16 protein-coding genes are annotated in these 21,576 nt (G+C 49.2%); 3 read left to right on the forward strand and 13 right to left on the reverse strand.

Annotated elements, in window-relative coordinates:
• Window positions 1-4: 4 nt before the first annotated feature.
• The 5 genes from ACYZZ0_RS02945 to ACYZZ0_RS02965 are packed head-to-tail and all read right to left on the reverse strand — an operon-like array spanning window position 5 to window position 5,420.
• On the reverse strand, window positions 5-967 hold the full coding sequence (locus ACYZZ0_RS02945) for an ABC transporter ATP-binding protein (RefSeq protein WP_461535081.1): 963 nt from the start codon (window positions 965-967) through the stop codon (window positions 5-7).
• Entirely contained in the window at window positions 957-1,979 is a 1,023-nt protein-coding gene (locus ACYZZ0_RS02950; protein ID WP_461535082.1) for an ABC transporter ATP-binding protein, read from the reverse strand. The genes ACYZZ0_RS02945 and ACYZZ0_RS02950 overlap by 11 nt, the downstream gene beginning before the upstream one ends.
• The gene (locus ACYZZ0_RS02955; RefSeq protein ID WP_461535083.1) at window positions 1,976-2,881 is read right to left on the reverse strand and encodes an ABC transporter permease; all 906 of its coding nucleotides are present in this window, start codon (window positions 2,879-2,881) and stop codon (window positions 1,976-1,978) included. The genes ACYZZ0_RS02950 and ACYZZ0_RS02955 overlap by 4 nt, the downstream gene beginning before the upstream one ends.
• Complete coding sequence (locus ACYZZ0_RS02960) at window positions 2,874-3,815, reverse strand: ABC transporter permease (RefSeq protein ID WP_461535084.1); 942 nt, start codon at window positions 3,813-3,815, stop codon at window positions 2,874-2,876. The genes ACYZZ0_RS02955 and ACYZZ0_RS02960 overlap by 8 nt, the downstream gene beginning before the upstream one ends.
• 21 nt (window positions 3,816-3,836) lie before the next feature.
• Window positions 3,837-5,420: an ABC transporter substrate-binding protein gene (locus ACYZZ0_RS02965; RefSeq protein WP_461535085.1), complete on the reverse strand. Its 1,584-nt coding sequence runs from the start codon at window positions 5,418-5,420 to the stop codon at window positions 3,837-3,839.
• A 389-nt stretch (window positions 5,421-5,809) separates the two neighbouring features.
• On the opposite strand from ACYZZ0_RS02965, the gene ACYZZ0_RS02970 reads away from it, so the two are divergent.
• Window positions 5,810-6,421, forward strand: coding sequence for a type II secretion system protein (locus ACYZZ0_RS02970; RefSeq protein ID WP_461535086.1), 612 nt, complete (start codon window positions 5,810-5,812; stop codon window positions 6,419-6,421).
• A gap of 87 nt (window positions 6,422-6,508) precedes the next feature.
• Here ACYZZ0_RS02970 and ACYZZ0_RS02975 read toward each other — a convergent pair whose 3' ends face one another.
• The gene (locus tag ACYZZ0_RS02975) at window positions 6,509-7,456 is read right to left on the reverse strand and encodes a hypothetical protein (protein WP_461535087.1); all 948 of its coding nucleotides are present in this window, start codon (window positions 7,454-7,456) and stop codon (window positions 6,509-6,511) included.
• Between the two features lie 559 nt (window positions 7,457-8,015).
• Between ACYZZ0_RS02975 and ACYZZ0_RS02980 the strand changes: the two genes are divergently transcribed.
• The gene (locus ACYZZ0_RS02980) at window positions 8,016-9,770 is read left to right on the forward strand and encodes an ETS domain-containing protein (RefSeq protein ID WP_461535088.1); all 1,755 of its coding nucleotides are present in this window, start codon (window positions 8,016-8,018) and stop codon (window positions 9,768-9,770) included.
• Between the two features lie 89 nt (window positions 9,771-9,859).
• Here the strand turns inward: ACYZZ0_RS02980 and ACYZZ0_RS02985 are convergent, their stop codons facing one another.
• The 7 genes from ACYZZ0_RS02985 to ACYZZ0_RS03015 all read right to left on the reverse strand — a co-directional run bounded on the left by ACYZZ0_RS02985 (window position 9,860) and on the right by ACYZZ0_RS03015 (window position 19,704).
• Window positions 9,860-10,360, reverse strand: coding sequence for a DUF4405 domain-containing protein (locus tag ACYZZ0_RS02985; RefSeq protein ID WP_461535089.1), 501 nt, complete (start codon window positions 10,358-10,360; stop codon window positions 9,860-9,862).
• A gap of 217 nt (window positions 10,361-10,577) precedes the next feature.
• Entirely contained in the window at window positions 10,578-11,591 is a 1,014-nt protein-coding gene (locus ACYZZ0_RS02990; RefSeq protein ID WP_461535090.1) for a metal-dependent hydrolase, read from the reverse strand.
• 39 nt (window positions 11,592-11,630) lie between these two features.
• Window positions 11,631-12,329, reverse strand: a complete 699-nt coding sequence (locus ACYZZ0_RS02995; RefSeq protein WP_461535091.1) for a Type 1 glutamine amidotransferase-like domain-containing protein — start codon at window positions 12,327-12,329, stop codon at window positions 11,631-11,633.
• 158 nt (window positions 12,330-12,487) lie between these two features.
• Window positions 12,488-13,198 (reverse strand): hypothetical protein, encoded by a 711-nt coding sequence (locus ACYZZ0_RS03000; RefSeq protein ID WP_461535092.1) that lies wholly within the window; start codon window positions 13,196-13,198, stop codon window positions 12,488-12,490.
• A 204-nt stretch (window positions 13,199-13,402) separates the two neighbouring features.
• Complete coding sequence (locus ACYZZ0_RS03005; protein ID WP_461535093.1) at window positions 13,403-13,657, reverse strand: GrxA family glutaredoxin; 255 nt, start codon at window positions 13,655-13,657, stop codon at window positions 13,403-13,405.
• A gap of 112 nt (window positions 13,658-13,769) precedes the next feature.
• Window positions 13,770-18,197 (reverse strand): RING finger protein, encoded by a 4,428-nt coding sequence (locus tag ACYZZ0_RS03010; protein ID WP_461535094.1) that lies wholly within the window; start codon window positions 18,195-18,197, stop codon window positions 13,770-13,772.
• A gap of 250 nt (window positions 18,198-18,447) precedes the next feature.
• Window positions 18,448-19,704, reverse strand: a complete 1,257-nt coding sequence (locus tag ACYZZ0_RS03015; RefSeq protein WP_461535095.1) for a hypothetical protein — start codon at window positions 19,702-19,704, stop codon at window positions 18,448-18,450.
• Window positions 19,705-20,633: 929 nt separating this feature from the next.
• Here ACYZZ0_RS03015 and ACYZZ0_RS03020 point away from each other — a divergent pair.
• Window positions 20,634-20,765, forward strand: a complete 132-nt coding sequence (locus tag ACYZZ0_RS03020; RefSeq protein WP_461535427.1) for a hypothetical protein — start codon at window positions 20,634-20,636, stop codon at window positions 20,763-20,765.
• Window positions 20,766-21,576 lie beyond the last annotated feature (811 nt).

Here is a 21,576-nt window from a genome sequence, read left to right on the forward strand (position 1 = left end):
GGACTCAGACAAGGTGACAGGCAATCAGTCCCGAGTTGGCCTGAGGCTTTAATACAGGCTCTTTGGCGCTGCATTCCGGTACAGCTTTCGGGCAGCGGGTATGAAACCGGCATCCGGAAGGCGGTGCCATCGGGCTTGGCGGTTCACCTCTTAGAACAATACGTTGACGTGTACTTTCAGTGTTCGGATCGGGTGATGGTACGGATGACAGCAGGGCCTGAGTGTAAGGATGAGCCGGCTGCGCAAACAGTGGCTCAGTGTTGTTTGCTTCCATCACTTTACCCAGATACATCACCGAAACACTGGTGCAAACTTCCCTGACCACAGCCAGATCGTGAGTAATCATGATAATGGTCAGCCCCAGCTTTTGCTGCAGTTGAGAGAACAGACTGACAATCTGGGCCTGGATCGAAACATCCAGTGCACTGAGCGGTTCATCACAGATCAGAATAGAAGGTTCCAGCGCCAGAGCCCGGGCAATCGCCACACGCTGTCGTTGACCTCCTGATAACGACCGGGGCAGTCGGTCCAGTGAACTGAGAGGCAGACCCACCAGCTCGGCCAGTTCATGAATCCGCTGCCGGCGCCTGTCAGCATTGCCAACATTATGTATCAACAACGGCTCTTCGAGAGACTGGTAGACGGTCTGGCGACGACTCAGAGCCCCTAAAGGATTCTGGAATACAAACTGAACATCTTTTGCCAACAGCTTGCGGTTTTTCAGCAGGCTGTTGATGTTCTGATTGCGAATCAAAACCTCACCGGATGTCGCCTGCTGCAGACCAACCAGCGTTCGGGCCAGCGTGGTTTTGCCACAACCGGACTCACCGACCAGGGCGTGAAAGGCACCTTCCGGAATAGCAAAACTGATACCGTCTACAGCCCGTACCGGCTGATGTTTGTTTTGTCCCTGGAAATAAACAGTCAGATCCCGTACTTCCAGAAGGGTATTGGTATTAGCTGTCATTGCTTTGTCCCCATCCTTCACTAACGGCAATCGGGCAAGCGACTCTGTGCGCCTTGTTGACATCTGCCATCTCTACCAAAGCGGGCCGTTTTTCCCTGCATTGATGTTGTGCTGCAGGACAGCGTTCAGCAAACCGGCAACCTGGAAGCAGGCTGGACTGATCCGGTGGTGACCCGGGAATACCGGTAACGGGCTCTGTTCGCTGCCCTCGAAAGTCCGGCACCGATGACAGCAGGCCTTTGGTATACGGATGAATCGGACGGGTAAGCACATCTTCCATGGTGCCGTATTCGGCAACACGTCCGGCATAAAGAACAGCTACCCGGTCAGCCATCTGTGCCACCACGCTGATATCGTGGGTAATAAGCACAATGGCAATATTTTCCTTGCGCTGGATATCTTGCAGCAGTTCCAGGATCTGGGCCTGCACCGTGGCATCCAGTGCTGTTGTCGGCTCGTCAGCAATCAGGATTTTGGGGTTACCGGCCAGCGCCAGGGCAATCATGACTCTTTGCAGCATCCCGCCTGACATCTCGTGGGGGTAACAGTTATAACGGCCTTCAGGATCAGGAATGCCCGTACGTTGCAGCAGCTCCAGCGCGATCACTCTGGCCTGTGCTTTGGAAACAGCCCTTAGTCGCATGGCCTGGGAAGCCAGTTGCGGTCCAACCTTCTTCATCGGGTTAAGGGCAGAAATGGGATCCTGGAAGATAATGCCAAAATTTTCACCACGTAAGCGGGCCAGTTCCTTACCGGATCTGGCCAGCAGACTTTGGCCAGAACATTCGGCATAACCACGGATATCTACCGAAACACCTTCAGGAAGCAAGCCCAAAGGCCCCAGCGTCATCACTGTTTTGCCGGAACCACTTTCACCCACAACGGCCAGCACTTCTCCCGGGTAAACATCAAGACTGACACCGTCTACAGCCCTTACTGAAACCTGTTCGGTATAGAGATCAATGACCAGATCCCGCACGCTGAACAGAGGCTCTTCAGTGGAATCGCTCATGCCTTTGCCTCCTGTTCCAGCATATTCATTTCCTCTCTTGCACGACGCTTTTTCAGTATGCCCAGACGACGCTTGCTGAGTCCCTTGGGTACTTTTTTCAGGGCAAAGTGCTCGCCCAACAGGTTAAAGCTGGAAACGACCAGCGTCAGAGCCAGGCCAGGCAGAATAACCAGATGAGGGTATTGTTCGAGATAGTTCATGCCATCAACCAGCATCTGGCCCCACTCCGGCGTGGGCGGTTCCACGCCGAGTCCCAGAAAGCTGAGAGTTGCAATGGCCAGCACCAGAGCACCGGCATCAGCACTGGCATACACCACAACCAGCGCCAGTACATGAGGCAGAATATGACGACAGAAAATATGCAGATGACCCGCGCCCATTACCCGGGCTGCTTCGATATAAGGCTGGTGCAGCTCGGAGGTTACAACAGCCCGGCTCATACGGGCATAGTTGGCCCACCAGGCCATGGTTAGGGCTGCAATCATTGACCAGTAACCGGGACCGATAATGCCGATAAATGCGAGAGCGACAACCAGACTTGGCAGGCTGAGAATGATATCGATCAGTGAGATCAGCACCAGCTCGGTCCGGCCGCCGACATAGCCGGCAAAAGAACCCACCATCACGCCAATGATCAAGGCTGCCGCCAGTACGATGGACATCGCTACCAGTGACACTCGGGCACCGGCAATAATTCGGCTGAACATATCCCGACCCAGATAATCGGTCCCCAGCCAGTGTTCCTGGCTGAAGCCCTGCAACACCGCAGAGTAATCCTGTGCGGCCGGATCATAAGGTGTAATCCAGGGCGCCAGTATCGAGACCGCCACAAACAGCAGCACTGGCGTCAGTACTGCCCATGGCCACTTGGCAATACTCGACAGCTTGAGTGAATCAGGCATTGCTCTGCCTCCTGATACGGGGATCAATTAACAGGCAGATGATGTCTACCAGCAGGTTGACAAAAACAAAGAACACGATGAATGACAGCAGCGTGGCCTGCATCGAGATAAAGTCCCGGAACCGGATCGCTTCGATAAAGAAAGCGCCGATTCCCTTTAGTGCAAATACGGTCTCTACCACAATCGAGCCGATAATCATCAGGGTGAACTGGGCCCCGAAGGTTGTCAGATAAGGCACCGCGATATTGGGCAGTGCCTCCCGCGCCAGCACGCCGAAGCGGGTATACCCCATGGCAAAGCCGGTGGTGGCAAAAGGCCGCGACATTACTTCCTGCAGATTAACCCGCACGACCCGGCTCAGTACCGACATGGGAAACAGGGCAATCGTCAGGCTGGGCATAATCCAGGATGCAGCACTGCTGCCGGCAAAGGCAGGCAGCCAGCCCAGAGTTACCGAGAACAGCATTACCAACAGCGCCGCGACAAAAAAGTTGGGTGCAGAAGCGCCCACCAGAGAGACAGCCCGCAACAGTTTATCCAGAGGACCACCGTTACTGATGGCACCCAGCAGACCGATAATCAGCGACAGAGTAAAGGCAATCGCGCCGCCAGCAAGCAACAACAGCCCGGTAACCGGAGCCCGTTCTGCAAACTCATCCGCTATTGGCTTGCCGGTACGCAGTGATTCACCAAAGTTGCCATTGACGGAACCCAGCAGCCAGCGGCCATAGCGCACAGGCAGCGGGTCGTTCAGGCCCAGGTCATCAGCAATACTCTGTACCAGTTCAGCCGAAGCGGCGGGACCTGCTGTACGCTCGGCAATCAGCGCTGCCACATTACCCGGCGCTGCGGAGATCAGGGCAAAAGTCAGTGCCGAAGCAGCAAGAATCATGGCCAGCGCAAGCAAAGTGCGCCGGGCAATCAGTTGAAACATGGGTTATCTCCGGATGACTGATTATTCGGACAGGGTCACATCAGTACCCGGCATCTGGTAATCGGTAGCGGGAAGCTGGAAGTTCCCTACCCGACGGTTATAGGCCCAGAGTCGCTTGGGTGACACCAGCGGGCTGACAGCCATATTGGCATTAAGCCAGTTGTAGATGGCCTGCATTTTTATAATTCGCTCATCGCCCTGGGCATTCAGTGCTGACTGAACGACAACATCCAGTTCCGGGTTTGTATAAATCTTGCCATCAGGGCCACTGTCCACACCGGAGAGCAGCAGGTTGGCCAGCGTACCGTGGGGGTCATAAGGTGCACCGTATGTAGCCATAAAGGTCAGATCGTATTGAAATACCGGACGACGATCGTGAATAGTGGCATTATCAACCGATGAAACCCTGACCTTGATGCCAGTTTCGGACAGCTGACCCTGAATCATTTCTGCCAGACGACGGGAGCCGGGCAAAGCCTCTTCCGATACCATCAGTTCCAGCTCAAGCACTTTGCCATCTTTCAACCACTGGTTACCGCTGCGCTTCCAGCCGGCCTGTTCCAGCTTGCTGCGGGCGGATTTAACATCACGCTGAGGCAAAACCACCCGGTCGCCGCTGAAAGGAATAACCGTCGGGAACAGGTTCGTTGTGGGGGTTGCAAAGCCTTCGTAGATAATGGCAACGATGGCGTTGCGCTCAATGCTCAGATCTATCGCTTCCCTCACCCGCTGATCCTGTAGCAGAGGAGACTTGGGAGAGAACGTCAGTAGAATGGAAGTTGTTCCGGGTTCGGCCACCACGGCAACATTCGGATCACGTTGCATGGTGCGTGCACGCCGGGGCGAAAGCGGGGATACCCAGTCGCCACCGATAATATCCAGATCTCCGGAGCGCAGGCCATTTGACCGGGCCAGCTCATCCGGAACCACCTTCAGCTCCATGGAGGAAAAAGAGGGTTTGCTGCCCCAGTAATTGTTATTTCTTGTGAGCAAGGTGCGGCTGTTATTGTTCTCGGTTACAACCCAGGGTCCGGTTCCCACCGGTGCCGTCTGCCTGCCTTCGGCATCAACCGCGTTGGGAGAGAGAAAACGTACCGGTCGAATAATGGTCAGTTCGTAGAGCGCTGCCGGCACCGGTCTGGACAGGTTTATAGTCAGCTCATACATCCCGGTTGTTTCGATACTTTGCATCGCATCAGAGATACCAATCCAGGCAAATTCCGGTTTGCCCATCCAGCGCTCAAGATTCCATCGGGCGGTGTTGGCGTTAAAGGGTGTGCCATCGCTGAAAGCGACATCTTGCCGAAGGTTAAAAGACAGCTTTGTGCCATCTTCAGAGACTTCCCATGATGTTGCCAGGGCCGGCTCAAGCTGGCCGTTCTCGCCGTAGCGAATCAGGGGATCGAATACCAGCGAATAGGTACTGAGTGCGGAGACGTTCTGTAGCAGATCAAGATTGCCGGTTTCCTGCTTGATGGCAATGCGCAGAGGTTTTTGCTCCTGAGCAGAAGAAACTATCGGAAAGATCGTAACGACAGCAGTCAGAAGAACGGTGAAGAAAACAAAGAGTGGGCGGCGGATAGTGCTACGAAAAGTGTTAAACATTATTACTCTAAACCTGACAATCGATTAAACCATGGAAAGCTATTAAAAATATTGTGTCTGGTATGGCCGTGAAGATGGCCATGACGGCAATGGTGTGGATGATGGCCCATGGTTAACGTCCTCCGGATCAGGCGAATACAGATATGCAACAAGCCAGTCACTTGTGGCCAGTTGCAGCTGGAACGAGGCGTATTTTACGGTGAGCAATCCGAACAGTTAAATTGAATATCCAGCTTTAAACTATTGATATAACTAATAGATAAAGCATTAGCATTCAGCCCGGATTTGAGTGACCAACAGGCTGGAAAAGAGAGTGACGATCATGAATTCTGGCGATACCATTGCCGCCCTCCAACCCGTTATCTTTGGATTGATTCAGGAGAATTCCCTTGAATGCCTCGCGCATAAGAAATGCCGTTCCCGGTCGTATAATGCTGGCTGCACTGTGTCTTGTCTTTGGCAAAAGCGCACACGCAGTAGACATCGATGACAAGGCAAACGCCGTCATAAATGACCTGAAAGCGATGCTGGGTGCTGCAGAGCAATATCAAAAGGATACGGGTGAGGTTCTTGAAATTACTGCTGATACAGATCCCTCATATGGCTATCTGAAAATCGATAACCTGATCATCAATCCGGGAATCCCTGGCTGGAAAGGCCCCTATCTGCCGTATCAGGATTACTGGCTGGGAGGTGAACAATATATTGATCACCCGGTATACAATGCGGCGCAACTGCTGAGCAAGGAAGACGGTACTGAGTGGGTCCGTGGCAGCTCACCGGATGGCTGCAGAAAGTCCTCTCCTTCCTGCTCTGTTTCTGCCTGCATCTGGCTGATGCCGGGTGATATAACCCGTCGGGTCAATTTTGAAATTGATGGCATCAATGATCAGAAAGACTCGGATTCTGCCGGGAACGTTCGATACGACAATGGGTTGTTGGGAGGTATTGTCTGTCTGACTGGAGGCCAGTACCCGAAAGAAATTTCACCGGTTGATTAAGAGTCTGTTGAGCATCTGATGAGTGAGCAGCAATCACAACCCGCTATATCAACACGGCAAGCTGTGATTGCTACCTTTGAGAAGACTCTATTTAAGATCCGTATGTAAAAATATCATAATATCTGCGGCTTCACTCATGCTCGAAGAATATGAAAAAAGCATGTTCTGAAGTATGTAACCTATATTCTCCATCGTCACCACAAGGGGCTGACAATCACCCATTATCAAACCTATTTCTGCTGATTCTTCATACGCCTGACATAACGGGAATATCTGTCCAACCTCAACCGCATAATTTCTATCGTGATGAATAACTGTAACAGTTATCAGGATACTATCGCCTGATGTAAGTATTTCAGAAAGTTGTTTTTTCTCATGTTGAAACTTTGATTCTAACTCGCTGTTTAATTCCAAGCAGGTGATACTCCAAAGTTTCGTATCTGCCATTATCAGCGTTTGTAAAGACGAGGCATTTTTAAAAATACGGGCCTTTTCTTTCACTCGGAAGGATGCCTGAACGGGCCTGCTACTTTGTGGGGCTGGGTGATAACGTGCGCCTGACATAACTGCAACTGCCCCCACTTTATCAAAGACATCCTTTGGCACTGTTACTGGATTCTCTACCCTTTTAGGTGAGGCATTGGGCTTATATGTTTCGTGTGGAGCACCCATTGATCTCTTTACCGGGCCATCATCAAGGTCACAAAAAAGCAAGCTGTGACAGGGTGCGGGAGGAACCAGCGGATGGTTTTGGTTGTTAATTTTTACTGCGTGTATAACCTTCTGAGAATTTTCTCCACTTCTGTCAGGTTGGGCAGGTTTTTGAGACCTTGCAGATGAAAACCCGAATTTAACAGGATTCCGCTTACACTGACATATGGCGGCTGCCATATAAGGGGACTTATAAGGCAGGTTACAATGAGAGCAAATATCAGGGTTCATGGCTGAAGATTTATTCCATATCGTCAGCAAAAATATGGCTGCCAGTATCAGAAAAAAATATGATGTATTTTTGTTTGAAGTGATGTTCATCATTGTCTCTGTTTGGTATTACTTTTGCCGTTAATGTCTCAAGTCTATGTTTCAGCCCGAGCTATTCTTTGTTGATTGGATTAATTTGATGCTTTTAGATTTTTAATGTAGATGAAGTTTCAAAAAGTTTTTTTATTTTTGTATTTTAATATTCTTCATCATTTGTTTTTAAATAGTAGGTTGCTGTACCCGGCCAGTTAGCGAAGATACCTTCAACCCAGACCTCTTGAGCCAGGTAATCCAGCACTATCACCTGCCCCACTATTGTTACATACGATACAGCAGTGTCCCCCCCCTGCTCTGTTAATACGGCGCTTTTTGACTTTTTATTGTTTCAGAATCCGCACTGTACAGGGAAAGATGTCGACTGTGTGTAATATTTATTGCAGCCTGCTGACATTTTTATTTTGCCTCGCGTTAAAATTTTTCAGATATAAAGAATTAATAATCACAATATCATGCAGGAAGTCATGAAAAACATGGTGTGTTTGAAGCACCGCTGGAAGAAACAACTATTATTGGTTCGATCATGTTTCTAATAATCAGAATACGAAACTGAAAAATGAGACAATCTAAAGCCTTATTCAACATAAAAGAGATAAGTAAAAAATTTCAGGCATACAAAATACTTGCTTTTCTATCTGTACTTTTTTTATTTCTAAGCGGATATTCTCATAGTGCTGTTTTGCACTCCATGAATTGCCCGATGGATGCATTTATGCTGCCTTTACCCGATTACATACTGGCAGCAACCGAAAAAACACAGCTGTCCATCCACGGACTGCAAAGCTGCATGCTGGATTCTGAAAACCCCTTTGTCGAGGGGCAGATTCAGTACCAGCAAGGTGTCCATTATATACACCTATATCCTCTGCCCGGGATGCTCAGCGAGGAAGTGTCAGGGCCTCTCCAGAGCAATCCGGGCCATCGAAATATTCTTCTTAAAGCCACGTCCAGTGTTGAAGCAAAAAGGAGTTTTGGAGAATCGCGCTGTATTTTACTGCTTTCAGCACCGCTGGTTAACCTTCAGTATCACCCGCTGGGAAGTGCGGAAACCCCAGTGATGATATATTTAAGTCAGGATAGCGACCCCTGGGGTTTCTCATGGAATAAATTTCAGGCTACCGATATTACTGAGTCATCAATTGATTTAATTATTATTAATAAATTATACGATCAGACAATTCCACCTGACTATCACCGGGTGATTCTGATTACCAAAAAAGGTAAAAACAGCGCTTACTTTGAAACGACACTCAGTGAACAGGAATGCAGGGGGTTGCTAAAACAGAGCCATTCTTTTGAAGATCAATATAACTTCGAAGTCAAGCCTTTGTCCGGGCCTCTGATCGTAGTCGTTGAGTCGATACCCCTTGCATTCACGCTGGCAAATGATTCCCGCGGCCGTGTCATTCCCGTTTTTGATAATCCGAAAGATACTGTTGCTAAAACACGGTCGAATTCTGCTTTTATGAGTTTTTTCTTCTCTGTCGAAGGTATGTTCGCTTACTGGAGTGCCTCAGGCTTCAGCGACCAGCCTATCCTCTCAGGGATATCACTCCCGATGAGTAATGCACCCTTAGGTCCACCGGATATGACAGGTTTTCATTCCTATTCATCCCCTTTTGGCATGCCTCCTCCTTTTTCTACACCAGAAACCGGTTCCCTTATGTTTTCTTCGGTATCGGTTCCAGCCACTGCTTCTCCATTCTTATGCCCTCAAAGTTATCCTCCGGGCTTTCCGGGCGGCAGTTACCCACCTTACCTGGGCACCCCTGCTTTTTTTACTACAGTTTCAACGGGTAACGGAGATTCACTGACCTCATCAGGCTCTGAAGATGAGAGTGATGCACCTCCGGCAGCAAAAAAACAGTGCACCCCGGGCAGAAAGAAGTCAGCGTCAAACACACAGGATTTTACCGCAGCCAGTGACTTTGTAACGCGGCTGGAACAAAAACAGCTAAAGGAGGGTGCTAAAAATGACCTTACAACATTTATTTGTCTGGCACTAAAAGACAGCAATTTTTCAGCCCTTGAATGGGAAGATGAAACCGCTCGGAAGTTCAGGTTTGTCTGCCCCGAAGTAGTGGCTCGTGCATGGGGTACTTTAAGACAAAAACCTGACATGAATTATGAAAAATTAGCTCGAGCCATGCGATACCACTATAAACGTGCAACGGGTGGATTCAAGCAGGCTACAGGGCGACTGACTTATAAGCTTTCCACTACAGGAAAAAACAGGTTTGATGCTTCAGACGATATCAGTAGTGACAGCAATCCTGGTCTGACTGGCAAGACTTTAACGGATATGCAATGAAAGTTATTACTGTAGAGCGTTCGCAGGAGAAGTATCACCGGTCAGTATTGTCGCCATACCTCCCCCTGCCCTGTTAAAGCCAGTAACACTCAGTTCGGGATTGACGTAACTCTGGCCATTATCTCTTTACGCGTCAGGTTATTATGTATGGCAATGGACTGAAGACTGGTGTCTGACTCAAGAACAGTTAGCCCTGATGCTGCCAATTTTTGCATGAATTCCTGATCAGAAAGTTCGAATAACGGGGGAAGTGTATTTAAATCCGCCTCATACATTATATTTTCTGCCTTAAGGAAAGGAGGCATTCCTGACGCGCCTCTACCCGGTATCGATACAGATAGCACTGTTATCAGAAGTCCAGCCACAATTACCGCTGCAGAACCGGGTTTTGACAGATGCTTTTTCATACTGTTTTTATGAAGCAGCAACATGTGCAGTATTCCCATGACAACGAACACTATACCCAGCCATTCATGAGCAGGGGTAATGATGCCTGCACGCAGCTTGAAGAACATCATAACGCCAGTCACTGCCACAATAATAAAACTTGCTACCGTAAGCGGTGTGATTAGCAGCTTTACCTTTTTCATACTTGTACCAAAACATCACTAAATCTGTTGGTGACAAGAGTAAAGGCGGGATGTACCGGAATTATCTTTAAGGTGTATCAAAGTGTATGAAGAGATCCTGCCCAGCTTTGAGGAGTGGCTGGCCAGGCGCTTTGCATATTTTCCGGAAGCTGGATTTCAGGATGATGCTATCAACTCTCCTGTCTCCGGAAGAGTTGATAGCAATGGATTAACGTGATTAGCACACAAGGCAGTCTGCAGAAAAAGGATCATTATTGCCCATGACCCGGGAAAACAGCCTGCTGGCCATATCACTTTCAAACCGGATACTACCGGCACGTTCCGGGGTATGCAGCTGCCACTGACCACCGGCTTCCCTGTTGGCAAACCGAAACTGGAACGCCAGATTATCCGGCATACCCAGCCTCAGGTCAGATACAATCAACTGATTGTTCTCAATCCGGTAACGGATAAAACCGCCGGTGAAGTTTCGGTAGGCCTGCAACTGTTCAGGTGTTTCCAGCAGTGGCCAGTGCCCTCTTGGTTTTTGCACAAAGCGAACCCTGCTGTCACTGTCGAGAAAGGATGTCAGTCCTTCCCAGTAATGATCACCATCAACCACCACGATGCGCCACAACACAGTATTCAGTGGCGACGGGGTAATAAATACTTTGTCCTGCGGAATGCCCAGTGTCTGCAGGCTCTCCTGAGCCCGCTGTTCAACCAGCTGTTTTGCGACCTGAGTCCAGCCCAGGTAAGCTGACGACAATAGCAATGCAATGGTGCAATATCTGGCAGCCAGCCTGTTGTTTATCAATGCAAAACCCATTGCGATCAATAGCGGCAGGGTATAAAGCGGGTCAATAATAAACACACTGGAAAGCGAGAAATAGCCCGGTAACGGCCATAGTAACTGGGTGCCGTAACTGGTGAAGTTATCCAGCAGCGGGTGAGTAACCAGTGCGAGTGTAATCAAAGCCAGTAGTCGCCCGAAAGACCATTGCGGTAGCGGCTTGAACTTCTGGATGAGCCACGTCAGCAGCAAAGAAAACAGTGGCAGTATTAATAGCGAATGGGAAAAGCCCCGATGCTTGACGGTATTGCTGATATCATCACCATAATCAATCAGCACATCCAGATCCGGCAAGGTTCCCAGCAAGGCGCCTGCCAGTAATACCTTACCATTACATTGTCTGCCGGCAACAGCACCGGCTACAGCCGCGCCAAGCGCTGCCTGAGTTAAAGAATCCAATAGATGCCTCGTGAATAAGTCACATGCTGTCGTCCGAGATTACGCCTTAAGCAGCGTCACCGGAAGTCCGGTTTCCACGACTTTGCCACAATTGATTTCAACCTTACAGGCCCCGGCCGCAGGTCTTGATGCCACAATATTGTGGAGCTCCCCATTGATATAATGCAATGCAGCGCCATCGTCAGCAGCAATACCGGAAGCAATACGCCCTGCCCTGATATGTTGGTGATAGGCCGGCTGTCGTGCAGCTTCACCATCATAATGCGGGCAATGACTGCCCGACAGAAAGCCCAGTCCGTCACAGGGTTGCAGCGGGCCACCGAAAGAATCGGTAATTCCCTTCTCGAACCAGCAGATCGCACCGGCACTGATACCACACAGCACTGTACCCTGCTCCAGTGCCCTTGCCAGTATGCTGTCGACACCGTGCACCTTCCAGATTGCCAGCATATTGGCTGTGTTGCCGCCACCGACATAGATAATATCCTGCGATAACAGAAATGCTTCCAGATCACGGCTATCCCGCCGGAACAGCTCCAGATGGGTTGGCTGACAGTCAGTCTGGCTGAAGCGGCGATAAAAGCGGGTAATATAGCTCTCACTGTCACCGGAAGCGGTGCCGACAAAGCAGATTCGTGGATTGGTACAGGCGGCATCAATAATATACTGATCCAGCACAGGTGACTCTTCCATGGAAAAACCACCACCGCCAAGCGCAATAATCTGTTGTTTAATCATTCTAATTATTATTCTGGCTAAGGTACTACTTGAAGTATTGTCAGTACTGCATTGATTTATAAAGGGCAGAGACAGAAAAAATATCAGACAGTAATGACATAACTGTCTGATATTTTTGAAGCGAGTTTTGAAGAGGAGATACTAAATAAAACGGCAGATCAGCCCTGATATTTAATCTCGGCCTCAAATCGGGTTGCCGCCTGCCAGCTGTCTTTAACCTTTTCAGTGGCAATAATAACCAGACGGCTGTTGCCTGCCGGCTCCGTCAGCTTCACCAGCAGCAGCCCGCGATCCGTGTTTTTGATCGCTAGCAGGTTATCGACTTTGGTGCTGCTCTTGAAATCAAATATCCGCTCACTCAGATGGCCGAAGGCAGAGTTGTCAACTTCATAATCACGCGTGGCAAAACCGGACACATCCTGCAATCCGCCACCACTGATCTCAACATCCCAGCGCCACTGGTCGGTATGTTTGGCTACCTTGATCGCAAAACCGGAAAAAGCACCGGAAGCATGCGTCAGCTGCCACTGTTTGATAATCAGACCGGTGGTTTCAGTGTACTGAATCGCCTGGGTCCAGGTACGAACAACGCCCTCTTTCAGCTGAAACGGCCCGCCTTCAAACATTCCGGTAATCGCTTTCACGCCATGAAGGTTGTTGGCTGCAGCATAGGGATACTGCGCCATCAGCGCATCTGCACTGTAAAGCTCTGGCAATGCTTTGGTGTTCTTTTCGGCAAACACAACCGGCCAGCGGTCGTTCATGGCAGAAAGTTGCTGCAGAGGGTTTTCCTGTGCCAACAGCGATGACGAGCCTGCGACCATTAAGGCACAGAGCACAAACCGGGTTATTTTTGTTGTCAGTTTCATAGCCAAAACCTATGTCATATATCGATTTTGGCGACTACTTTATCGACTCGCTTCGGGGTTTGAAAGCAGTATTATGGAGCGTCCATGTTACTGGTATGTAGCAGTGCTGTATCTGTGTCGCTTTCCTCACGAAAATGCATAAACAACAAAGCCCTGCATTGCAGGGCTTTGAATTACGATCAGGTTCTGTTGAATGCCGAAGTATCAGGCATCCTGCTCGGTTTTCAGTGTTTTCAGGTAAGCATCCAGGTCAGTGTAACCACCGATATACTGCTGGCCGTGGAAGATCTGGGGAACGGTGCGAACCGGCTTGCCGACAGTTTTTTCCAGATCCTGCTGGGAAATGCCTTCCTCATGAATATCAATGTAACGGAAAGGCAGTTCTTTCATTTCCAGTACGCGCTTGGCCTGAACACAGAAACCACATCCCGGGCGACCAAATACAGTGAAGCGTTCCATTTTCGTTGACTCCTGAAGTCATTGCTAAGCTGATGGGATCACTATAATCGCCCGCTCCTGATAGGTGAAAGTAATATTTGCTATCACATTGATAGAGGTCAGCTATTAATTTTTAATGAGTTGGGGCTTCTGCTCTGGTTGCCTCAATCTGTCCCATCTCCACCAGCGAATCGACGACTGACATCAACCCACGGTTAGGGGGTATGTTGTCTATATCTTCGGGCTGGAGATTAATCTCTTTCTTGCAGTTGCTGCACTGGCCCGACACATTCTCATGTCCTGACTGTTTTTTAAGACATGCGGCACAGACATCCTTGCCACAACAGGGCATGGGTTTCGCTTCATAGCCGTTCCAGCCGAAGGATTCCAGACAGATAATGCACTGTACCGAATCAATCAGGCGCTGCATCGGGTTTCTGGATGCAGCCTTTTTATCAGCAGGAATGACAGGATTGATCTGCCCGGAGGCAGTCAAGCCAGCAACCTGGCTGGAAGCAGGTATCGAAGAGGGTGAAACCGGCGTAGCAGGCTGCAAGCTAGGGGGAGGCATTACTGCACAGCGCTTTTTCTTGCGCCTGCCCCGATCCCGGTCTGAAGCGGGCATCGGTTTAGCTTCTGAAACCCTGGTTTGTGCAACAGCCAAACCCTGTTGATGCTGGCTGCTATTACCATCAACTTCAAGGTTGTTGAAGCATTTCAGTGCCTCCCGAGTGGTTTTGCTGATGCCGGGTATTACTGTTTCCGAGCAATATTTCAGCCATTTCTCGAAGTCCTCTCTGCGAGGCTGATCGTCAGCCAGAAGAACGACAATTCCAGCTTTTACCTCTCTCTCCGGAAATACACAGCCGTCACTTGCCAACACCTGACGCACCAGAAAACAGGAAATACGCTGGAACCAAGGGGCGAGTCCACCCTTAAGTTTGCACTTGAGATATTTTTGTTGCTTGATGCCGGCGTCGATCAGCACCAGCTCCCACTGATCCGGATCGATCAGCTGAGCAATCAGTTGCCGGCAATCTCGATATGTCTGGTTGGCTTCATACTGGGTAGCAACCAAAACTACAGAGGCGCCAAGCCCCGAGTCATGATGGATACGGTGCCGCAGTTCATCCAGCGTTTCGGTATTGCTCCGAATTAGCTGTAAGATCTCTTTGGCTTTTTTCAGATTGCCTTCATTGAGGTGCGTAACCAGATAATGCTTCAGGCTTTCTAATTGTACATCCCGGCCCTGATAACCATGAACGAGCCATGTTACGTGCCACTGCTCTTCAGGTGATGCCATTTTTCTGATCATAACCTGATGTTCCCGCAGCCATGATTTGTCTGCTGCTGCCGGGTTATTGCCCTTGTTGTCACTCTTCAGAATCTGGCTCAGATGTTTCCGGTCACTCTCTTGTGGCTCAACCTGTTGACCGTTTCTGACTCTTCTGCTCTTTTTCTTACTTGCTGTTTCGGTAAAAAGGTCACCGTTGCCGTGGAGCTCGGGTCGTTTAAAACCCTCCAGCCGAGCACATATCCTGGCCTTTTGCTGCTGCAGCTGCCGGCCGGGATCAAACAGCCCTGTCTTTTTATCCAACATCTCCTCAATCAGTTTTACCGCAGGAAAATAGCCCTGTTCTGCGACTCTTATCAGCGGTTCGAGTACCGTTTCCGGTGCGGGGCTGGCCTGAGCCCTCCACAGATTGGCCGCTTCCATCACTGACTGCAGAAAACTGAAAAACAGATAGCAGAAAACCGACTCAGCAGAGTCCCCTTGTTCCCTGAAGCACCAGATATGCGGACCAAGGGCCCGGAAGTTGTCATACCCGGTATTATGGCCAGTTAATATTTGGTGAAGGCTGAAGCACAAACTCTGTGCCAGCTGCGGGTCGTCAATTGCGATGCACAGCTTTGACTGCAGCATTTCCGGCTCAGGGCAGGTTCTGGGGCCGGCACCTGGTACAAAAAACAACTTGCGGTAAACAGCCAGATCCGGCTCAGAGAAATACAACAGAAAAAGTGCATAGGCCAGCAAATGGCCATCACCTTTTATATCCGGTGAACGAATAAAACTGTCACGCATCACGGATATCAGCCTGCTGCAGTCGGGATTACTAAACTCAAGTAATGCCCCCTGATACAATGTCGTCGTGGCTGCAGCGGCAGATTTTTCCAGCACCCGGGTGTGCAGACTGACCCGGGTTTTTGGCCTCAGACCGCCATCGTCAGGAAGCATTCGCGCAATGGCTTCAAGTGTCTTCGAATGCGCCGGAATACACTCCTGTTCTTTCAGGCCGCCACTACTGTTTCCACTCCGCAGTGCCTTGCTACCGATCAATACTCCGCCGGGATACTCTGCGGTGGGTACGGTACATACCTCTGCCCCCTCACAGGGGACACTCTGATCGAACTGGTACAGCGTCTTCATCACCCGGGTCATCATCAGGTCTGCTTTCTGTAGCTGCTGTTCAGCCGGTGACATTTTACTCACAGGCAGGATGCCGGTTTTCTCGTCCAGCATGCTGTCGATCAGATCAATCGCCGGAAAATAGCCGGACTCTGCAACATCAATCAGCGGTTTGATGACCTGGTGGGGGCGCTGACTTTTATACGTTGAACTGTGAAAACGGCGAGACGTCTCACACACGGCGTTCAGGAATGAACAAAACAAATACACCGGTGAGTCCGCTGGCAGGAGATTTCTGATCTTTTTCAAGCCCAGTTCGAGTGCAGCAACGTTGCTATCAAATCGGCTGTTGACTGCAAGCATAACGAACTCACATAACGCAGTTTGAAGGGCTTTGCCTCCATCGTGGCTCGATAGATTAAAAAAATCTCTCTTTGGTTCGCTGGTCAGGGGGGAATCCCAAAGACTATGCTCCGGGCTGGCAAAGAAAACAGGGTAATAGTACTCCCATGAAGGTTTTTCAAAAAGCAGGGCCAGCAGAGTGTAATGCCAGCGGATATCCTCATGGTGAATGTGTTTGGTCACATTCAGATGCAGTTTTACCAGTTTGGCGGGAAGATTGGGGTAAATCCCCGGGTACCGTAGCAGAGGGCTGTCAAAGCCCTGCTCGCTCGGTCCGGCACAGCTGATTTTTTTCCAGCTGCTGTTGATTTCAACAAGACCCTCTTCAGTCAGACCGCAAGGAGAAAGCTCCAACGAGACATAGTTAAAGGGTGTCCCCGAGAGAGGCGCGGCGGGAGAATAACAGGCCGTTAATTGTTCCAGCAGATCAGAGATTCTGTCTTCGTTGCCCTCTGACTCTGACAGCTGTTTGATGTTGTCGGTAATTTGATCCGGCGTTATAGCCATCCCGGTACTGTGGCTGTCTTCAGTTGTCGTGGAAATCTCTTTCCGATCCAGGCTGATATTGTAACCATAGTATTTCAACCTTACGGCCAGCGCCTGAATTTCCTCTGGACGGGGAAATGGCCCGGGGCGCCCATCATTGAACAGCTCGGTAACAAGCGGAACGCCGCCAGAGCTGTAGACCTGTTCATCAATTCTACAGGTGTCATGCAGCACCGCCAGGGCCTTGAGTTCCTGCAACCGTTCCGGGTAAATAATCCGAAACCGTTCACATCCGACCTCTAGCTGCCGTTTTATTCTTTGTCTTATTGCGGTAACGATACCCGCCTGTAACCAGGATGCATGTTTTTGATCACCACGGCGTAGAATGACATTGGTTTTCTGAATTGCATACAGTAGCGCAGGAATATAGCCGCTATCAGCAAGATCCAGAAGCTGCAGAACATCACCCGATGTGGTCTGGCATTCTGTTTTTATTGAAAGCTGCGCGACCTGACGAACAAAATCAAGCATCTGGGCTGTTGCCGTGACGATACCGTGATGTTTGGCCTCAGTATCCAGCAACTCACAAACCTGCTCACATTCAACCGCCCTGTTGTTTTTTCTGAGCAGCATAATGCCCGCTAAAGCTTGTTGCAGGGTATGAACCAGTGATACTGATGTGAGCTGCTGAATATCCGGCAGCACCGTTCGCCACTCTCGCCACAGCTTCAGCAATACCCGCTCGCTTAAACCCTCAACCATAACAAAAGCACTTTCTGGTCGATCAAGTAGCAGGCAGAGTATTCTGAACCGGAATTGCACCTGGGTCGTAAATTCCGCACTACCCTCCAGTCTGCCAGGGCCGTTCAGCATGCTATTACAGAGCTGCCATGCATCAGCCGCGGCATAACACCCGGCCTTATCAGGGTTGCTGTGCCGGGCTTGTAACACAAAGTACACATAACCCCTGGCCACTGGCTGGCGGCAGGCCTCTTCTAAATCCAGCGGATAGACTTCCGAGAATGGCCCGGAATACTCCCAGCGAGTCAGCTTCTTACCGAACTGTTCGGTAAACAGCCGGTCGTAATCTTCAAATGAGTAGTGTCTGTCACCTCTCCCGGTCTTCCCCCTGCGCCTGGGGCCGACCTCCAGTGAGGCTGCACTTTTTTTGCATACACAGGGATACTGGCCGCAATCGGAACAGGGCGATGCAACCGCAATAATGGCCCAGCTGGAAACAATCAGGAAAAAAACAAATATCTTCAAGCATCATCGGGCAACTTTTCGCCACCCACCCTGTTTCAGTTTGATTGGCTTTTATTCTTGGTGATATTCAGTTGGTACGCTTGTTGGGTGACAAGAGGTGTTATATGGCGTATGAAAGGTAATCACTCAATCTGTCGTAACAAGAGATATAACATTAAATCTTCTACAGAGTGATGCTCATGCACTGTCCCTGTGCCTTGTTCCAAGTTCTCTTGAGACAAAACATGAGCACTTGTGAAGCTTGGCAGAGTTACTGCTGCCGGCATTCCGGGGGTAATGGATCCTGTTGCTCTGGCGGCTGACCTACAGGGCCAAACAGCTCCAAATGAATCCTGTCTGTATCATCACCTACATAAGTTACACTGCCCTGATATTCAACCTTTCCCCAGCGCATAGAGGCGATGATGAAGGCTTCTGCACACTCGGGTGACAATGTCTTGATCGATAGATCCCCACCCAGATGATAAACATTATAAATGTGACCACCTGTTTCCTGGTCTGGCAGGATTGAAAGGCCAATGCTGTGCATAAAATATAGATAATGCCCGGGAGGCAACTGGCTCATATAACCTGACTCCGGAAAAACGATGGTAAATTTGTCATGTAGCGAAGGAATATCATCTTCCGGAGTTCTCAAGTAGGGCATCCAGACTCGCAGCTTTTTACTTGACTCCCGAGGCATTTGATTAAGATTCAAAGTCACCTTGGATGCTTTAGCTTCTTTGGGCCGGGAACAAGGGTTTTCGAATACAACCTGATTCAATTCAGTAATAAAGTCCGGTGTAATCTCCAGAATATCGCCGTAGGGTCTGCGCTGCTCAAAAGCTATCCAGGTTAACATGGTCGAATAAAATGTGTTCATCATATTGAAGCCCTCTTGTTCATGGTACGTCTGACCAAATATTTTCATTGAGAACTCCATGCCGGGTACCACACGTTTCACTACCAGGTTGGGAGAGCGTTCACACGCACAGACAATAAGTGCTTCAAGTAGTATCGGGTCTTTCAGTAACAGCGAAGGCTTTTCCTTAACTTCGACCTCATCACGTTCTGCCAGCGTCTGCTGTTCATTAATCGTTGTAGTCACACTATCCATGTTTTCTGCTGACGGAACAGGAACCCCCTTGCTTATATCAAGTTTATCAAGATCCGGCTCAGGGCCACTCATATCAACACCTTGTTGAAACTCCGGAGGCACAATATTGACCAAATTCTTGAATGCCTCAAAGGCTGCTCGCTTGCTTTCAATGGCTTTTCTTTGCGCCTCCTTCATCAATTCCTTTGCCTTTTCAATGGTTTCATCTGCCAGTCGCGACGGGTCAAGATCGATAGCACCCAGCGGCGGCTCAGGATCTACGACTTCTGCCGGTTTTAACATCTCCTGCAGCAAATTTACAAACCGTGCTCCAGCAGCACCTGGAATCGGCTTACGTTCGTCAGCCTTCAGCACACCGGGGTTCAGCAGGAGCACAAGGACTATCAGACATAACTGCCAGTTAGACTGCATTTCAATACCATTCATTTTTGTATTAGGTAATGAAAAAGTAGTCGGTATTTAACTTTAAAGTTGTTTTAAATTAAGAACATAACTAAGTATTATGACATCCGTTTTAGAGAGATTATCTCTGCTCTCGTTAGAAAAAAGTAATATATAAAGTCAGGAATGATTATCCTTAATCTCTTCAGGCGGTACAGCAACGGCTCCTTCTATCTCAAGCTCAATCCTGTCCAAATGAGGCTCATGTATGTCAACCTGATGCTGCCGTTCTACCGGTACGGTGTCTTTAAAGTTCTGGATGTCCTCTTTTCTTTTTGTTTTCTTTTTTTTATTCCCTTTTATTCTTTTATCTGTCTGGATTGTATTCTTGGTGATATTCAGTTGGTGTGCTTGTAGGGTGAAAGGTATTAACTCAACACTCTGATAATCAATGTCAACTGTGGTAGAGACTTGTCAGCAGCGACATTACGTCAAGCAGTAAAAGCTGACTATATTTACTCTGTTCCTGAATAATCATCATGATGCTAAACCTGTAAAACTGAAGGCTCTATCCATGACGTCCTGTCTTCGAATGACTTTCAGGATCGTCTTGATTCTTGTTTCAGTCATACTGGCGCTGGATGATGCTGCGGCGGCAAGAACTAAAAAAAAGCTTCTCAAGGCAACCGTATCCGCTGCAAATACTTCCCAATCTGTTCGTAACAGCAAGCAGGAAAATCCATTCCTCAAACCCGCGCAGGTTACCGATGCTGATGAAGATGTTGAGGCCGGAAAAGAGCTTTTGGTGTACCAGAAAACCTCCGGTGCTTCCCTGCCCCGATCAGGTGATGATGACAATGCAGCCCTTGTAGTTGAAGGTCATTCATTAGAATCATTTACCCATTGCGAGGTGATTGATCTTCATTCAGTTTGCCTGTTCACGACGATGAGTGATGATAATGAAATCGGTCATTATTGCTTGCACAAAAGCATTTGCTGTAGTTGCAGGAAACAAATCAAAGCTGTTGATGTTCCCGTTATACGATGCCCCGATTGTTACTGGCTCAACCGCTGCAAAGCCTGTTTTATAAGACAACTGGGCTCTCAACTGAGATCCTATCGTCTTCCTGCCTGCCCCCGCTGTACAGAGGTCTGTACGCCTGAAAGAGTCGAGCGGATACTCAAGAGTCGCGCGATGCGGGATAGGACTGAGCTCCTGTCCCGCAAAGCAGAGCTGCTGGACTCCGGACTCTATTATTGCTGCAGTCGGGAAAACTGTCGTTACTTTGATCAAATACCTGACGGCCCTGCAAACAACGGAGCCATTATTAAATTTTGCCCGGTTTGCAAACAGAAACTGGCCTTTACTCAACGTGCCAACGGCAGTTATCAGTATCTCAATACAGCCCACTGTCTGCAGTGTGATCGACAATTATCAGGTGATGATATTACCCGTCATTGCAGCTACTCCTGCCAGCAACACAGCTACTGCAATGAATGTCTGAAAAATCAGATCGACATTGCTCTGAGAACCCGGCAGCTTGCAGCCTGCGCAGAGTGTGGTCATATATATACGGAAAAAGATCTCAGATTATTAAAGTATCCGCCCAAAGAGCAGCGAAAAGCCAAATACCTTCTTATTCGCGCGGGCCGTTATATTTCAGGCAAAATTTTATTTTGTACGAATAAAGCTTGTTTGTACGCCTGCCAATGGCCGAGTTATGGAGAAGACAACTGGTATTCCCAGAATTGCCCGGAATGTAGAGTGACGATGTTGCTTGTGAGAGATGTACAGGTAGGCACAGAGATTATCGTCAATGAGCAGGAATGTATGGTTTGCACGCTTCCTCTTACAGAGACCGATATCCTGCTACTTACCCGCCTTCCATGCAAAGCACATTA

The sequence above is a fragment of the Spongorhabdus nitratireducens genome, from assembly GCA_947387575.1.
In the GTDB taxonomy this organism is placed as follows: Bacteria; Pseudomonadota; Gammaproteobacteria; order Pseudomonadales; family Endozoicomonadaceae; genus CANDOC01.

Coding starts and splice junctions, on each gene's coding strand:
- ACYZZ0_RS02950 (WP_461535082.1), bottom strand. CDS start 1,979: ATGAGCGATTCCACTGAAGAGCCTCTGTTCAGCGTGCGGGATCTGGTC.
- ACYZZ0_RS02995 (WP_461535091.1), bottom strand. CDS start 12,329: ATGATTAAACAACAGATTATTGCGCTTGGCGGTGGTGGTTTTTCCATG.
- ACYZZ0_RS02955 (WP_461535083.1), bottom strand. CDS start 2,881: ATGCCTGATTCACTCAAGCTGTCGAGTATTGCCAAGTGGCCATGGGCA.
- ACYZZ0_RS03000 (WP_461535092.1), bottom strand. CDS start 13,198: ATGAAACTGACAACAAAAATAACCCGGTTTGTGCTCTGTGCCTTAATG.
- ACYZZ0_RS02965 (WP_461535085.1), bottom strand. CDS start 5,420: ATGTTTAACACTTTTCGTAGCACTATCCGCCGCCCACTCTTTGTTTTC.
- ACYZZ0_RS03005 (WP_461535093.1), bottom strand. CDS start 13,657: ATGGAACGCTTCACTGTATTTGGTCGCCCGGGATGTGGTTTCTGTGTT.
- ACYZZ0_RS02945 (WP_461535081.1), bottom strand. CDS start 967: ATGACAGCTAATACCAATACCCTTCTGGAAGTACGGGATCTGACTGTT.
- ACYZZ0_RS02985 (WP_461535089.1), bottom strand. CDS start 10,360: ATGAAAAAGGTAAAGCTGCTAATCACACCGCTTACGGTAGCAAGTTTT.
- ACYZZ0_RS02980 (WP_461535088.1), top strand. CDS start 8,016: ATGAGACAATCTAAAGCCTTATTCAACATAAAAGAGATAAGTAAAAAA.
- ACYZZ0_RS02975 (WP_461535087.1), bottom strand. CDS start 7,456: ATGATGAACATCACTTCAAACAAAAATACATCATATTTTTTTCTGATA.
- ACYZZ0_RS03015 (WP_461535095.1), bottom strand. CDS start 19,704: ATGCAGTCTAACTGGCAGTTATGTCTGATAGTCCTTGTGCTCCTGCTG.
- ACYZZ0_RS03020 (WP_461535427.1), top strand. CDS start 20,634: ATGAAATCGGTCATTATTGCTTGCACAAAAGCATTTGCTGTAGTTGCA.
- ACYZZ0_RS02960 (WP_461535084.1), bottom strand. CDS start 3,815: ATGTTTCAACTGATTGCCCGGCGCACTTTGCTTGCGCTGGCCATGATT.